General features: G+C 61.2%; 8 protein-coding genes. 2 read left to right on the forward strand and 6 right to left on the reverse strand.

From position 1 onward, the window contains the following. Positions 1-49: 49 nt before the first annotated feature. From VIG90_RS04510 to xseA, 6 genes are all read right to left on the reverse strand, one after another. Positions 50-2,851, reverse strand: coding sequence for a TonB-dependent receptor (locus tag VIG90_RS04510; RefSeq protein WP_331592260.1), 2,802 nt, complete (start codon positions 2,849-2,851; stop codon positions 50-52). Positions 2,852-3,438: 587 nt separating this feature from the next. Then, entirely contained in the window at positions 3,439-6,234 is a 2,796-nt protein-coding gene (locus VIG90_RS04515) for a TonB-dependent receptor (RefSeq protein WP_331592261.1), read from the reverse strand. Positions 6,235-6,832: 598 nt separating this feature from the next. Further along, on the reverse strand, positions 6,833-9,727 hold the full coding sequence (locus VIG90_RS04520) for a TonB-dependent receptor (protein ID WP_331592262.1): 2,895 nt from the start codon (positions 9,725-9,727) through the stop codon (positions 6,833-6,835). Between the two features lie 388 nt (positions 9,728-10,115). Next, entirely contained in the window at positions 10,116-11,096 is a 981-nt protein-coding gene (locus VIG90_RS04525; RefSeq protein ID WP_331592263.1) for a M23 family metallopeptidase, read from the reverse strand. A 74-nt stretch (positions 11,097-11,170) separates the two neighbouring features. Beyond that, positions 11,171-11,386: a DUF2093 domain-containing protein gene (locus tag VIG90_RS04530; protein ID WP_331592264.1), complete on the reverse strand. Its 216-nt coding sequence runs from the start codon at positions 11,384-11,386 to the stop codon at positions 11,171-11,173. Between the two features lie 126 nt (positions 11,387-11,512). Beyond that, positions 11,513-13,030: an exodeoxyribonuclease VII large subunit gene (gene xseA / locus VIG90_RS04535; protein ID WP_331592265.1), complete on the reverse strand. Its 1,518-nt coding sequence runs from the start codon at positions 13,028-13,030 to the stop codon at positions 11,513-11,515. A 68-nt stretch (positions 13,031-13,098) separates the two neighbouring features. On the opposite strand from xseA, the gene purD reads away from it, so the two are divergent. Then, a complete protein-coding gene (gene purD, locus VIG90_RS04540) occupies positions 13,099-14,382 on the forward strand; it encodes a phosphoribosylamine--glycine ligase (RefSeq protein ID WP_331592266.1) in 1,284 nt (427 codons plus the stop codon). 91 nt (positions 14,383-14,473) lie between these two features. Continuing rightward, a complete protein-coding gene (locus VIG90_RS04545) occupies positions 14,474-15,244 on the forward strand; it encodes an alpha/beta hydrolase (RefSeq protein ID WP_331592268.1) in 771 nt (256 codons plus the stop codon). The last annotated feature ends 174 nt before the right edge of the window (positions 15,245-15,418 follow it).

The raw sequence follows: 15,418 nt of genomic DNA on the forward strand, positions 1-15,418 counted from the left end.
GGGATTGCTCCCCGCCACTCTCGTACCATTCCAGCGAATGGGCTGCTTCTTAGAAGCGGGCCGTTGCGCTGAAGAAGTACTGGCGACCGAACACGTCGTAGGTCGACGGATAGGTGTTCGACTGCTGGTTGTTGTCGCCCATGAGCGGCGGCTTCTTGTCGAACAGGTTGTTTACACCCGTCGTGAAGGACAGCGTCTCATTGACGTCGTAGCTGAAGGCCAGATCAAACAGGCTGTAGGACTTCACCTTCTCAACTGCGAAGTCGTAGGTGTCGTCGTCGTCGTTCACCTTGCCGACGTACTTCCAGGCCAGCGAGGCGCTGAACGGACCGGTGCTGTAGGTGGTGCGGAACGAACCACGCCACTTCGGCATCGGATCACCGCAGTTCAGACCGAAGGTGCCATCGCAATCGATCATCAGATCGGGGATCGAAGCCATGGTGTTCAGCTGCCAGTTGATCAGACGCGTACCGGTCAGACGGAAGTCCAGGCGACCTTCGCTTTCGACACCAAACGGCACGTTGACGAAGTAGCGAGCCTCGAAGTCAACGCCCGAGGTCTTCAGCTCGCCCAGGTTGGCGCGAGTGTTCATCACGTCGTTCAGCTGGCCGGCGCTGTCACGCGGCGCCAGGGCGCAGAGCGACGAGTCGAACGGCGTGTAGTTGCTGTCCGAGTTGCCATAGCAAGCTGCGATGATGCTGACCGTGCCCGGGGTGCTGATGTAGTCGTCGATCGAGATGTTGTAATAGTCGACGGTCAGCGTGAAGCGCGGCAGGAAGGTCGGCTGGATCACCGCACCGATGGTGTAGGTGTCTGCCTTTTCTTCCGTCAGATCCGGATTACCACCAGAGATGGTGCGGATCTGAGTGCCGGCCTGCAGGTCGCCCGAACCGATCTGAGCGGGAGTCAGACCCTGCCCAGCGCAGGTTGCGTTCAGGGTAGGATTGGTCTTGGCGACGTCCAGGTTGCAGGGATCGGTCGCGGCGGGATAGCCAACCGCGTTACCCTGGAACAGCTGGTACACGGTCGGGGCACGAACGGCGCGCTGATACTGGCCACGGAAGGTGATGTCTTCCACCGGAGCCCACATCAGACCCGCCGAGTAGGCCCAGGTCGAACCCACTGCGTTCGAGTAGTCGGAGTAACGCAGAGCGCCGTTGAACTCGACGTTCTGGGCGAACGGCAGGTCAGCCAGCAGCGGCACTACGACTTCGCCGAACAGTTCCTTCACGTTGTAGGAACCGCTGGTTGGCGAACCGGCGTTGAAGCCGATCACGTCACCCGAAGACAGGAAGGTGTCGGGACGGTAGCTGCCCTTTTCGCTGCGCCACTCGGCGCCCAGAGCAATACCGGCCGGGCCCGCGCCCAGATCGAACAGTTCGCCGTTGGAGACGACGAAGCTTGCAACCTGCGATTCGATCTTGTTCAGGTTGGACGAACCAATGGTGACGTAGTTGATGCCATCAGCGGAAGCAACGCCCGGACCGTAGATATTGAGCGGCACGCAGCCGTTTGCACGGGCAGATTCGCTGCGGCAGACCAGATTGCCGCTGGCGTCGAAGGCAGTCTCGACGGCTTCGTGGAACTTGGTCCGCGAAATGTTGCCTTCCTGGGTCTGAACGTTCCGGTTGCGAGCGTAGCTGTAGTAGGTCTCGTAAGACCAGTTGCCGGCAATCTCGCCTTCCAGGCCGATCAGAGCGCGGAATGCGTTGCGATCGTCTTCCTGAATACGACCGCCGGACTCGCTCATACGGCGACCGGACAGGTTGGCACGGACATAACCGTCACCATCCGTGTCCAGACCCGTCAGAGTAGCGCGGGTCGCGTCGGACAGGAACGGCGACGCAATGTGAATGTTGATGTTCTCGTTGGAGACCGGAGTCGGGGCCAGCCAGGTCTTGGAGCGGCTGTTGATGTACTGGAACTCCGAGAACACCTTGAAGTGATCGTTGATCTCGTAATTCGCGAACGCACCGACGAACCAACGCTCGTTCGGGGTCTGCAGGTAGTTGTCCGGCGCGAAGTTGTACGAGTCAGAGTTACCAGCGTACGGGGACAGGTTGCCGTCCGCGTCAAACTTCTGCCAGCCGAGGCCCGGGATATTGACGCGCGAACCCTGAATTGCCGGGGAACCAGCGAACTCGACCTGAGTGCCGTCCGCGCTGTCACCAAGAGCAGTGCGCGTGTAGCTGCGAGCGCCGGCCATGATCGCCTTGCGCTTCGAGTAGCTCATGTACGCGGTGACGTTGCCCTTGCCATCAGCAAAGTTGCTGCCGATCACGCCGTCAACAGTGTAGGTGTCGCCGTCGCCAGCTTCGTTCAGGCGGTAGTTGCCCGAAATCTGCGCGCCTTCGAAGTCCTTCTTCAGGACGAAGTTCACAACACCCGCGATCGCGTCCGAACCGTAAATAGCGGAACGGCCGCCGGTCACGACGTCGACGCGCTCGATCAGAGCAGCGGGAACGGTATTGATGTCAACGATCTGCTGTTCGTCGTAAGCGACGTAACGGCGACCGTTGACCAGAACCAGCGTCCGCTCTTCACCAAGACCGCGCAGGTCGACAGTGGCAACGCCATCACCCGGGTTGTTCGACGCGCCGGTCAGCGACGGAACGACCTGAGGCAGTTCGTTCAGCACTTCTTCCACGTGGGTCGCGCCGGAGAACTTGAATTCTTCTGCGCCGACGACGGCGACCGGGCTCGAAGCCTTGAGTTCAGGACGCGCAATACGCGAACCGGTGACGACGATGGTGTCCATCGAAGCGCCCTGGTCCTGCGCAAATGCCGGCGCAGCCGAAGCCACGATCGCAGTCGCGACACCGGCCTTCAGCACTGCCCGGAAAGCAGACATGTTGGAATGACTCACAACCGAGTTCCTCTCGTAGATTTACCCTGCTTTTGCGGCCCGCCCCCACCATGCGCGGGCATGGTGTCCTGCCCCGCATCAGACATGCGAGGCATTGCCGGTTGTCCGAACACCCTGGATTAGGACCGCTCGCCTTTCGGCTTGTGGCTGAATGAACCGGAGCGGCAGGACGGTGTAAAGCAGCGCTCGGCTGTGGTGTATGGCAACGTGCCTGGGCTGTTGCTCAATTAACACAGAGTTGAAAGTAAGTAACGGCGTTATTTTAATTATTGTAATTTAATTGCGGGAAATTAGATTGCGCCTATACAACTATTACGTGCATTCTAGAAAACCTAGCTTCAGCGTCGATGCCCGTTTCAGATTCCACCGCTTTTCTGAAATGTTTCGAGTGTAAACTGGGATGTTGCAGCAAGGAGGGCATAGCACCGTCGGGCGCTCACTGCGCCTGTCACCGGGCTCGCAGTTTCGGCAGAAATTCCATGGCCTGCAGGATTCAACTGTCGCCTTCGCCATAAAAAAAGTGGCGAGGATTTCTCCCCGCCACTCTCAGTCTTTCAGCAAGTGCTCGTTTCTTAGAACTTCGCGGTTGCGCTGAAGAAGTACTGGCGACCGAATACGTCGTAAGACTGCGGGAACGTGTTCGATTGCTGGTTGTTGCCATCACCAAACAGCGGCGGCTTTTTATCAAAGATGTTGTTGACGCCAGCCGTGAAGCTGATGGTGTCATTCAGTTCATAGCTTGCAGCCAGGTCGAACAGGTTATAGCTGCCAACCTTCTCCTTCCAGTACAGGGTGCCTTCGTCATCATCCTTGGCGCTACCGAGGTGGCGCCAAGCGATAGATGCGGTGAGCGGCCCGGTGGAGTAGGTCGTACGGAGCGACCAACGCCACTTGGAGAACGGATCACCGCACTGTGCGCCGAATGCGCCGGTGCAATCGACCAGCAGGCTCGGGATCGACGCAACGGTGTTCAACTCCCAGTGGATCAGGCGCGTACCAGCCAGGCGGAACTCAAGGCGACCATCGTTTTCGATACCGAACGGAACGTTTGTCCAGTAGCGTGCTTCGAAGTCCACGCCTTCGGTCTTGAGCTTACCAAGGTTAGCGAAGACGTTTACCACACCTTCCAGAAGACCCGAGATCTGATTGCGCGGTGCCAGCGAGCACATTGCCACATCATACGGCGTAAAGCCGTTGTCACCGTTTCCGTAACAGGCGGCAATAATGCTCGTGGTACCTGGCGTCGCAATGTAGTCGTCGATCTTGATGTTATAGTAGTCGACGGTCATCGTGAAACGCGGCAGGAAGCTCGGCTGGAACACAGCACCGATGGTGTAGGTATCAGCCTTCTCTTCCGTCAGATCCGGGTTGCCGCCAGACACTGACTGGATCTGGGAATTTGCACCCGGCAACGGCTGACCGATCATATTTGCCGGGAAGCCATTGGCGATACAGGTCTGTGCAAGCGTCGAGCCGGGGGTTGCAGCCGGCGTCTGGCAGGGGTCGGACGCTGCCGGGAAGCCAACAGCATTACCCTGGAAGAGCTGGTTGACAGTCGGAGCGCGGACGGCGCGCTGATATTGGCCACGGAACGTGATGTCCTCTACCGGAGCGTACATAAGACCGGCCGAGTAGGACCATGCAGAGCCCACGGCGTTCGAGTAATCGGAGTAGCGTGCAGCGCCGTTGAACTCGAGCTTATGTGCGAACGCCTTGTCGGAGATCAAAGGCACGATAAGTTCGCCGTACAGCTCTTTTACACTGTACCCGCCCGAGGTCGCCTCACCGGCGTTGAAGCCGATCACGTCGCCTGAAGCGAGGAACGTATCCGGGCGATACGAACCGCGTTCCGAGCGCCATTCGGCACCGAGCGCAATACCCACCGGACCACCGCCCAAGTCAAACAAGTCGCTGTTGGAAATGACGAAGCTGGCAACCTGAGACTGAATGGCGTTCAGGTTGGTGCTGCCCAGAGAAACGAAGTCGACAGCTTCCGGGCTCGCGTTGCCGAGGCCGAAGATGTTGAGTGGGACGCACCCGCCTGATGCGTTGACGCAGACCAGATTTCCGTCAGCATCGAATGTGGTCCGGAGCGCTTGCGCAAAGGCGCTACGCGAAATGTTTCCGTCCTGAGTCTGGATATTCCGGTTGCGAGCATAGCTGTAATAGGCCTCGTAGGTCCAGCCTGCCGCAATGTTGCCTTCCAGCCCCACAAGGGCCCGGAAGGCGTTGCGGTCATCCAGCTGGAGACGCCCACCGGTTTCATTCATACGGCGATAGACCGCCATCGTGGCAAAGCCGTCGCCGTCGGTATCGAGCGGCGCCAGGATTGCACGAGCGGCAGGCGTCAGGAACGAGGAATCCACGTCAACAGCGAAGTTGCCGGTCACCGGCGTCGGTGCCAGCAGGGTCTTTGCGCGGCTGTTAACATACTGGAATTCCGAGAACACCTTGAAGTGTTCGTTGATTTCGTAGTTCGCAAACGAGCCGATGAACCAGCGCTCGTTCGGCACCTGCAGATAGTTGTCCGGCGCGTAGTTGTAGGTCTCGTCATTGTACGGGCGCAGGTTGCCGTCTGCTTCTGCGAAAAACGCTCCGGCCGATGTGATCAGGAGGCCATTCGGAAGGACCGCGGAACCACCTTCATACCAGCCGCCTTCCAGGTCATCGGAAATGACGTAGTCCGTGAAGCTGCGGGCACCCGCCATGATAGGCTTACGCTTCGAGTAGCTCACATAGGCAGTAACATTGCCTTTGCCGTCGGCGAAGTTGCCGCCGATTATGCCGTCAATGGTGTAAGTGTCGCCATCACCCTTTTCATTCAGACGATAGTTACCGCCGAGCTGAACACCTTCGAAATCCTTCTTCAGGATAAAGTTCACCACGCCCGCGATTGCGTCTGAACCGTAAATAGAGGAGCGGCCGCCGGTCACGACATCGACGCGCTCGACAAGAGCGGTCGGAATGGTGTTGAGGTCGACGATCTGTTGTTCGTCGTAGGCGACGTACCGCCGGCTGTTGACCAGAACCAGCGTGCGGGTTGCACCCAGACCGCGCAAGTCAACGGTCGATGCGCCATCACCCGGGTTGTTCGAGGTTGCACCCAGCGACGGGATAACCTGCGGCAACTCATGCAGTACTTCTTCCACGTGCATAGCACCGGAGAACTTGAATTCCTCAGCGCCGACGACGGCGACCGGGCTTGAAGCCTGCAGTTCAGGACGCGCAATACGCGAACCGGTGACGACGATGGTTTCCATCGCAGCGGTCTGCTCTTGCGCAACTGCCGGAGCAGCCACCGCAATCAGTGCCGTCGCAACGCCTGCCTTCAGAAGTGCCTTTTGCGGCACCAGATTGGTTGAACTCACCTTGAATTCCTCCCGTTGGGTTGGTCCCAGAGTTGCCCTGCCGCGCATGGAGGAACCCCCATTCCCGAAATCCGTGTGTCCTTCGGCACACTGGAATCGCCCATACGCCGCTGAAAAGCCCGTTTCTGGCCTGGGTTCAATCAACCCGAAGAGAGGATATGAGTAAAGTGATATACAACCATTACGTTAGTTGACCGGATGTGGTGTGACTATTTTAGCACGGGGTTGTTACGTTCTTCCCCGACAGATCAATTTCGTTGAAATAATATTACAACGCAGCTCCCGGGGGGGCCTGAGCCGGCCCGATCCGATACACCAAAATGGTTGCTTTACTGGACCATGACCGGATGAAGTCAGGGCAGCCTTTCAAGTAACCTGGAGATTGCATAGGCCCGCAAGGCACGGGCTAAAAATGGCCCCGACCCGCGCTTTGCATCGATCCGAACATTCTTGAAGCTGCCCCGCCGCCGACTCGCTTGCGGCGCGGATCACCCACAGCATAAGGGCCGCGACCCACCTGTGGCGGATCACGGCCCTCAAGCACCTTGTCGGTCACACGCCCCCTACTGCAGAACGCTAGTCCTGTTCGAAAGCAGACTTAGAAGCGCACGGTTGCGGAGAGGAAGTAATCCCGGCCCAACACGTCATACAGGCCAGGGAAGGTATTGGCCTGCTCCTGTGAATCACCGGTCAGCGGCGGCTTGTTATCGAACAGGTTGTTGACGCCAAAGGAAACCTGCACGTCCTCGTTGACATCGTAAACCGCGGCCAAATCGAAGTAGTGATGAGCGCCGAGCGTGGGCTTGGCCAGATCCGAAGCCGGCGTATCAGCGTTCTTGATCTGATCGTCCTTCAGCTTGTCCACCCAGCGGTAGCGCAGACTCAGTTGCATCGGCCCGGTGCTCCAGGTCAAGCGGCTGGTGAAGCGGAACTCCGGAATGGGGTCATCGCACGTCGCGCCGAATTGTCCGACGCAATCAATCTTGTCCGGCAGCTCCGTCACCGGCTGATAGGTCCACTTCTCCACCCAGGTGCCGAGGAAGAAGAAGTTGAGGCGGCTTTCATTGTCGAAGAGGCCAAAATTCAGATCGAGCCCATAGTCGACCTGAAAGTCGATGCCCGCGGTCTTGAGCGAGGCGACGTTGGCCCGATTGGCGACAACAATATCGATATCGCCGCCCGGATTTCTCTGAACCGCCTGACAGTAGGGATGATTGATGTCCTGAATGACCGTGTAGCAGAGGCTGAGGATGTTGTTCACACCGCCGCCAAGGTCGGTGATGTAGTTGTCAACCTTGATGTTGTAGTAGTCGAGCGTCACATTCAGGCCCGGCGCGAAGGCCGGCTGAACGACAACACCAAGGGTCCAGGTATCGGACTTCTCCTCCTCCAGATCCGGATTGCCGCCAAACGAGCCCTCGATCTGTGAGTCCGGCTGCACCCCGCCTGTGAACACGGAGCCAACCGGAACGCCGGTCGCCTCGCAGAGCGCGCGAACCGCAGGGGTCTGGGTTTCGGGCGAACGGTCGGAACACGGATCGATGGCAGGAGGGAAGCCCTGCTCCTGCCCGCCGAACAGTTCCTCCACATTGGGCGCGCGAATGGCCCGCTGGAACTGCCCGCGCAGCGTGACATCGGCAATGGGCGCCCATTCCGCGCCCGCAGCCCATGTGAACACTCCGCCCACCGCGTCGAGAGAATAATCGGAGTAACGCGCTGCGGCGGTCAGCTCCAACCGGTCGGCGAAGGCTTCGTTAGCAACCAATGGTGCCCGCAATTCGCCGAAGATCTCCTTCACCGAATAGCGGCCAGACGTCGGCGCACCGGCGTTGAAGCCGCTGACATCGCCCGAGGCAAGAGAGAAATCCGGAAGGAAACGACTGCTGACCGACCGCCATTCCGCACCGAGCGCAAGGCCGACGGGACCTGCGCCCAGATCGAACAACTCACCCGTGACGCTGCCGCTGGCCACCTGCAGCTGCGAAATCTCGCTGTTGGCCGCCGCGATGCTTACATAGTCGACCGCCTCCTGTGACAGCGCACCTTCCCCGAAGACATTGATCGGCACGCATCCCTGGTCACGGGCTGCGGCATCGGCGCAGCGCAACTCCCCGGTATCCGGATCAAGCTCGGTGCGCAGTGCCGAGCGCATACGACTGATGGAGATATTGCCGTTCTGAATCTGGCTATTGCGGGTCCGCGCGAACAGATAATAGGCGTCGTATTTCCACCCCTCGATAACGTCGCCTTCCAGCCCGCCCACCACGCGCCAGGCGTTACGCTCATCCAGATTTTCGCGCGGCCCCGCCTCGCTCATGCGGCGGAACAGGGTCGCGTTGACATAGCCGTCACCGGCGTCGTCACCAGTCTCCAGCGCGTCGGCCGCCAGAAATGCGGCTCGTGCGGATGGCGCAAGGAAGGGGCTGTCCGCATCAATTGCCACATTTTCACCAAACGGCGTCGGCGCAAGCTCGCCCGCCACCCGGTTGTTGGCAAAAGTGGCCTCCATGTAGACGCGGATGCTGTCCGTGATGTCGTAATGGGCCTGCGAGCCGATCAGCCAGCGCTCCTGGGGCACCATCAGTAAATTGGCAGGCGCATAGTTGTATTGATCCCCCGGGGAGACAAATGGCCGGAACGTGCCGCCCGGCTGAAACAGCGCACCGAGGCCACCCGGGAAAATGGCGGGGCGAGCGTCCTCAGGAATAGTCACACGTCCGCCGGGCACAACCGAAGTCCCGCCCGGCGACAGAATCGGATTGCCCGCCTCGTCCACGTCATCCACCAGCGCGGTCCGCGAGAACCGCCGCGCATCCTGATAAATGGCCTTGCGATCGTAGTAGTTGGCGTAGGCGAGAATGTTGCCGCGATCATCGGCAAAGTTGGTGCCGAGCGCGATGTTGAAATCCACCCGCTCGCCATCACCTCTTTCCGTCAGGCGATAAGTCGCGCCCACTTCGGCACCTTCAAAATCCCGCCGCAACATGAAGTTGACAACGCCCGCAATGGCGTCCGATCCGTAAACCGCCGATGCGCCGCCCGTCACCACATCCACCCGCTCCACCAGGAAGGTGGGGATGTTGTTGATGTCCACAACCTGAGCGACATCGTAGAAAATGTACCGACGGCCATTTACGAGCACGAGCGTGCGCTCTTCCTCAAGGCCACGCAGATCGACCGTCGCCACGCCCTCGCCCGGATTGTTCGAGAAACTGGTCTCGCCGGGGATCACCTGCGGCAGCACGTTGAGCACAGACTCGACGTTGGTTGCACCGGAAAGGGTAAATTCCTCCTGCCCCACCACCGCCAGCGGGCTTGAACTGCGAAGATCGGGCCGGGCGATACGCGAACCGGTCACCACGATGGTTTCTGTTTCCTGTGCCTGATCCTGCGCGAACACGGCAGGCGAGGTCAGGAATGCAGCACCCAGAACCGCCGTGGCAACACTGGTTTTCAACACCGCTCTCCGCCGCGCGGGGGATGTTTTTCTCATGACTGGATATCTCCTTATTCGGACAAAATCCGCCCGTCAGGAAAATCCACGCACACGCCAGCGCGGCGGAAATCCCATGCGGGCCGTCGAACCGAAGCAACGGAAGGGAGACACTACGAAGGATACAGATACGCGGCGGGCAACGGCATCGGGGACAAGGCCCGCCTTCGTTCGGCCCGGTAACGGACGGAACGAAGCTGCGGTTTCACGCACGCAGACGGATTGTTGCGGAACGGCTCATTTCAGCCGCACCTGTATCAATTATGATACAGAAACGACATCAAACCCGCAGAAATCAACGATTCTTGGAATTATATTAAGTTGAATACAGGCAACAGGGGCCCGAAGGCCCCTGCATTCCGTGTAATCAGTGATAGGGCTCTGTGGCTTAATTCACCTTGGCACCTACCGCGCTGCCAGCTGCACTTGCCCCCGGCAGCGGGGGCAAGCCCGGCAGGGTGGTGGGGTCCACATGTATATTGCCCCAGCGCAGCCCCCAGTGCAGGTGGGGACCGGTCGCGCGGCCGGTCGCGCCGATAGCGCCGATCTGCTGGCCTTGTGCCACCACGTCCCCCGGCTTCACGTCAACCCGGCTCAGGTGCAACATGGACGAGAACAGGTTGAACCCGTGGTCGATAATGACGAGGCCGCCCTCCAGCGTGAAATCCGTCACCGCGAGCCGGATGGTCCCGGCTGCAGGCGCAAGAATGGGCGTCCCGGTCTTGTTGGCGACATCGACACCGTAATGCGGCGAACCGGGCACGCCGTTGCGGATGCGCTGGGATCCATAAACACCGGAGATGCGCCCGACGGCGGGCCATACGAACGACTGCGCCCAGTGCATGTCGAGCGATGGATTGGCGCGCGCCGCCGTGATCTGCCTCACCTCTTCCTGGCGACGGGCCAGCATTTCAGGCGGCATCTGCACGGTCTTGGGCGGGAGGCCGTTGACGTGCTGGATATTGAAGGTGCGCGGCTCCACCAGCAGGGTATGGGAGACCTGCGTGCCGTTGGTATGAATCGCGGTCAGTTGCACCTGACCTGCCACATCCCGGTGCAGGCCGAGAACGAAGCGGCCGTCGGCGGCCAGTGGCAGGTCCTGCCCATCATAGACCAGCCGTGCCGTGCCTTGCGGTGTGACGCCGACCACAACGCCGCCTTGCACAACCCGGTTCAGGATCTGGAATTGAGCGGTGGGAGCAACGGTAGCGGACGGGACGTATTCCGGAAGGATTTCGTCTGCCTGCGCAGGGCCTCCAGCCATCACCAAGGCCGCCGCACTCATTCCGGCCAAAGTCCGACTGGCCTTCAGGGCCAGCTTTCCCGCGCGCCGGGACCATGCCGGTCCGGCCTTCAGCACATCACGCACCGCTGTCTCTCCTGCCTTATATTTTCAGCCCCCTGTTTTCAGACCCCGCCCCCGGTGGCCTTACTGCTGTAGTATCAGCCGGCCTTGTTCTGAAGTTCCGCAAAGCGCTTGGTGGCGATTTCGGCACTGGCGTAAGCCTCCTGCGTATCGGCATTCCAATAGCGCAGGTCCTGCAGCGGAATTTTTACGCCTGTGACCGCGCAGACCACGTGATCTCCCGGGCTGAGCATGCGGAACGAGCCGGGAAGATACTGAACCCGCGCGGGGCGCGAAGCATTGGAATTGAGCATGGAAACCACTTCACCTTGCATTAAATGACTGCAAACCTGGCCGCCGCACCCGCCCTGCAGCGGATCGCGGCCGTGATGAGATAGCCGCCCTCTGGAATGGAAACCCGCACGGGCGGAAAACGCAAATCAGAACAGACTGCCCTGCCTGTCCTTGACCGGCCCGGCCTTTTCCAGCTCCTTCGCGGCGGGCTTGGGACGGCTGACCCTTGGCTTTGGCTGAACCGTCTGAGGCAGTTCTGCAGGAGACGACACCTCGGCCGAAGCTTGCTTCGGCGCGCCTTCGGCCACCGCTTGCGGTTCACCATCGACCACAACGCCAACAGTCCCATCCCGCAACTCAAGGGTCAAGGCCCCGGCCCGCTGGGCTGCCTCGGCAGTCGTCAGGACGCGCCCATCGCGCGACCGAACGACGGCATAGCCGCGCTGTACGGTGGCGTAGGGGCTGAGCGTCTCCAGCATCCGCACCGCCTCGCCCAGGCGTCTCTGTTCGTCGCGCAGCCGCAGGGAGGTGACTCGGGTCAGACCCTCGGACACTCGCTCCACGCGCTCGCCACTGCGCCGCAACTCCTGCGTCAGCAGGCGGGGGGCCAGCCGGTCGCCCAGACGCTCGTAGCGGTTACGCCAGACGACGAGGCCGTTGTTGAGGGATTTCGGCAAGCGCTCGGAAAGCTCGTCGAACCGCTGTTCTGCAAGCTGAAGCAGATGGCGCGGATGCGGCAGGCCGCGTGCCAGCCCCTTCACCGCCTCGCTGCGCCGCTCCATCCCCTTGAACAGCGCCCGCTCCAGCCGCAAACCGAACTGACCGACGGTGTAATCCAGATCGGCCTTTACCGGCACGGCCATTTCCGCCGCTGCCGTCGGCGTCGGTGCGCGCCGGTCGGAGGCGTAATCGACCAGCGTCGTATCGGTCTCGTGCCCCACGGCGGAGATGACCGGAATCCCGCTCTCCGCCACGGCGCGAATGACGGCTTCCTCGTTGAAAGCCCACAGGTCCTCGATGGAGCCGCCGCCGCGCGCCACGATCAGCACGTCCGGTCTCGGGATCGGTCCGCCCTGCTCCAGCGCGTTGAAGCCGCGCACGGCGTTGGCCACCTGCTCGGCCGCGCCTTCGCCCTGCACCAGCACCGGCCACAGCAGGACCTGACGTGGAAAACGATCCGCCAGGCGGTGCAGAATATCGCGAATCACCGCACCAGTCGGCGAGGTGATCACGCCGATAACCTCCGGCAGGTACGGAATGGGCCGCTTGCGCTTGGGATCGAACAGCCCCTCAGCGGCCAGCTTGCGCTTGCGCTCTTCCAGCAAGGCCATCAGCGCGCCAACGCCCGCAGGCTCCATGCGCTCGATGACCATCTGATACTTGGAGCGGCCGGGATAGGTGGTCAGCTTGCCCGTGGCGATAACTTCCAGCCCGTCTTCCGGACGGAAGCGCAGGCCGTTCACCATGCCGCGCCACATCACGCCGTCCAGCACGGCGCTTTCATCCTTCAGGCACAGGTAGGCATGGCCTGAACCGGCCTGTTTCCACCCCGATATCTCGCCGCGCACGTGCACGAGGCCGAAGCGATCCTCCACCGTCCTTTTGACGGCGTTGGCGATCTCGCTGACCGAGTATTCGGGAAGATTGGGCGTTTCTGTCGTCACCGGCGTTGTTCCTCGGCCCATGTCTAGCTACAAGCCGCCCAACCTCCAAGCCTAATGAAGAGGGCGACATGAACGTTTTGGTCATTGGCAGCGGCGGGCGCGAACACGCCCTGTGCTGGAAACTGGCAGCTTCCGACAAGCTCGGCACCCTTTATTGCGCACCCGGCAACGCCGGCATCGCCTCGGTCGCGCAACTCGCGGCGCTGAACATCGCCGATCACGACGCCGTCATCCGCTTCGTACGCGAGAAGAGCATCGGGCTCGTGGTCGTCGGTCCGGAACAGCCACTGGTGGATGGCTTGGCAGATGCGCTGAAGGCCGCGGACATCCTGTGCTTCGGCCCGTCGCAATACGCGGCCCAGCTTGAAGGCTCCAAGGGTTTCACCAAGGACCTGTGCAAGCGCTATAACATCCCGACCGCCGCCTACGAGCGCTTCACTGACGCGGAAGCCGCCAAGGCTTACATCCGCCAGCAGGGCGCGCCGATCGTCGTGAAGGCCGATGGCCTGGCCGCGGGCAAGGGCGTCGTCGTCGCCATGACGCTGGACGAGGCGCTTGACGCCATCGACATGATCTTTGGCGGCCAGTTCGGTGCGGCCGGCGCGGAAGTGGTGGTAGAAGCCTTCCTTGAGGGTGAGGAAGCCAGCTTCTTCGTGCTGACCGACGGCAAGACCGCCGTGCCACTGGCAACCGCGCAGGACCACAAGCGCGTGGGTGATGGCGACACCGGCCCGAACACCGGCGGCATGGGTGCCTACTCCCCCGCTCCGGTGATGACCGACGCGCTGGTCGCCCAGACCCTGCGCGAGATCGTCGAGCCTACCATCAAGGCGTTGGCAGACGAAGGGCACCCCTACGTGGGTGTGCTCTACGCAGGCCTGATGATCACCAAGGACGGCCCCAGCCTCATCGAATACAACTGCCGGTTCGGCGACCCCGAATGCCAAGTGCTGATGATGCGGATGGACAGCGACTTCCTGCCCGTGCTTCTGGCAGCGGCCAAGGGCGAACTCCAGCCGAACAGCGTGCAGTGGAAGGAAGACGTTGCCCTCACCGTTGTGATGGCCGCCGAGGGCTACCCTGGCGAGCCGCGCAAGGGCACGGTGATCAACGGGCTGGACGCCGCTGGCGCGACCGAAGGTGTTGTCGTGTTCCATGCGGGCACCAAGGCCGATGGCGAGCGTATCCTTGCCAACGGCGGACGCGTGCTGAACGTGACCGCGCTCGGCAAGACCGTGGCTGAAGCACAGACCCGTGCCTATGCCGCCATCGACAAGCTCGACTGGCCTGAGGGATTCTGCCGCCGTGACATCGGCTGGCGCGCCATCGAGCGCGAACAGCAGCAAGCCTGATCTGGAACCCGATTTTGCAGGGGGCGCCATGCCCCCTGCAAATCTTGAACAAAAGCTCTAGAACAGGTGGGAGCAACCACGGGGTGAGACCATGAGCCTGTTCGTGAGCGAGCGCGTACCCGAAACCACCTCTCCAGCAGGTGGGCACAACCACCACTCGCTGGTGCTGATTCACGGCTGGAGCTGCGACCACACCGCCATGGCTCCGGTGGCCGACGCCTTCCCTGACCGGCACGCCATCTGCCTCGATCTACCCGGACACGGGCGTAGCCCCGCCGCCGAAAGCTATACCATCGAAGCCCAGGCTGCCGCCGTGCTGGCCGCCGCACCGGAGAGCTGCATTCTGGTCGGCCACAGCATGGGCGCGCAGATTGCCGTGGAGGCAGCTGTGCAGGCTCCGGACCGTGTGGCGGGCCTTGTGCTGCTCGACCCCGCGCCCATCGTGCCGCATGACAGCGCCCGCAGCTATGTGGAGGACATGCGCCGTCATATCATGCGCCTCGACCCCACCCAGCTGGCCGACATGCTGGAAGTGTTCGGCCGCCGCCAGATCATCCGGGCGAACGAACCCAGCGCCATCGATGACCTGGTGGAGACCATGACCCGTACGCCCGCCGCTGTGGTGCGTGCCTGCTGGGACGCGGTGTGCGACTGGAACGGCGAGGCGGCCTTCGCCCGCCTCACCTGCCCGACGCTGGTCATCGTCATCGACAAGGCGCTGAATCGCCCTGCCAACCTTGCCAAGGCCCTACCGAAGGTTATGACCGGGCAGGTTTCTGGCGCAGGCCACATGCTCCAGTTCGAAGTGATGGATCAGGTTGCCGCCATGATGCAGCGCTTCTTCACGCTACAGCGGCTCTAATAGCTGATCGGCGCATTCACTGCTGAGAAGTACGCTTCAATGAATAGACCCTGCGGGAAGGCCGCCCGCAGGGTCTTAATTGGAGGTCACAGATTTGCTCCATCAGAACTGGAGTGAATAATAAACCATGCCTTGGGCATGGCAATCGCCCGATGGTCGAATATCCACAACACC

The sequence above is a fragment of the Pedomonas sp. genome (assembly GCF_036515995.1).
In the GTDB taxonomy this organism is placed as follows: Bacteria; Pseudomonadota; Alphaproteobacteria; order Sphingomonadales; family Sphingomonadaceae; genus Pedomonas.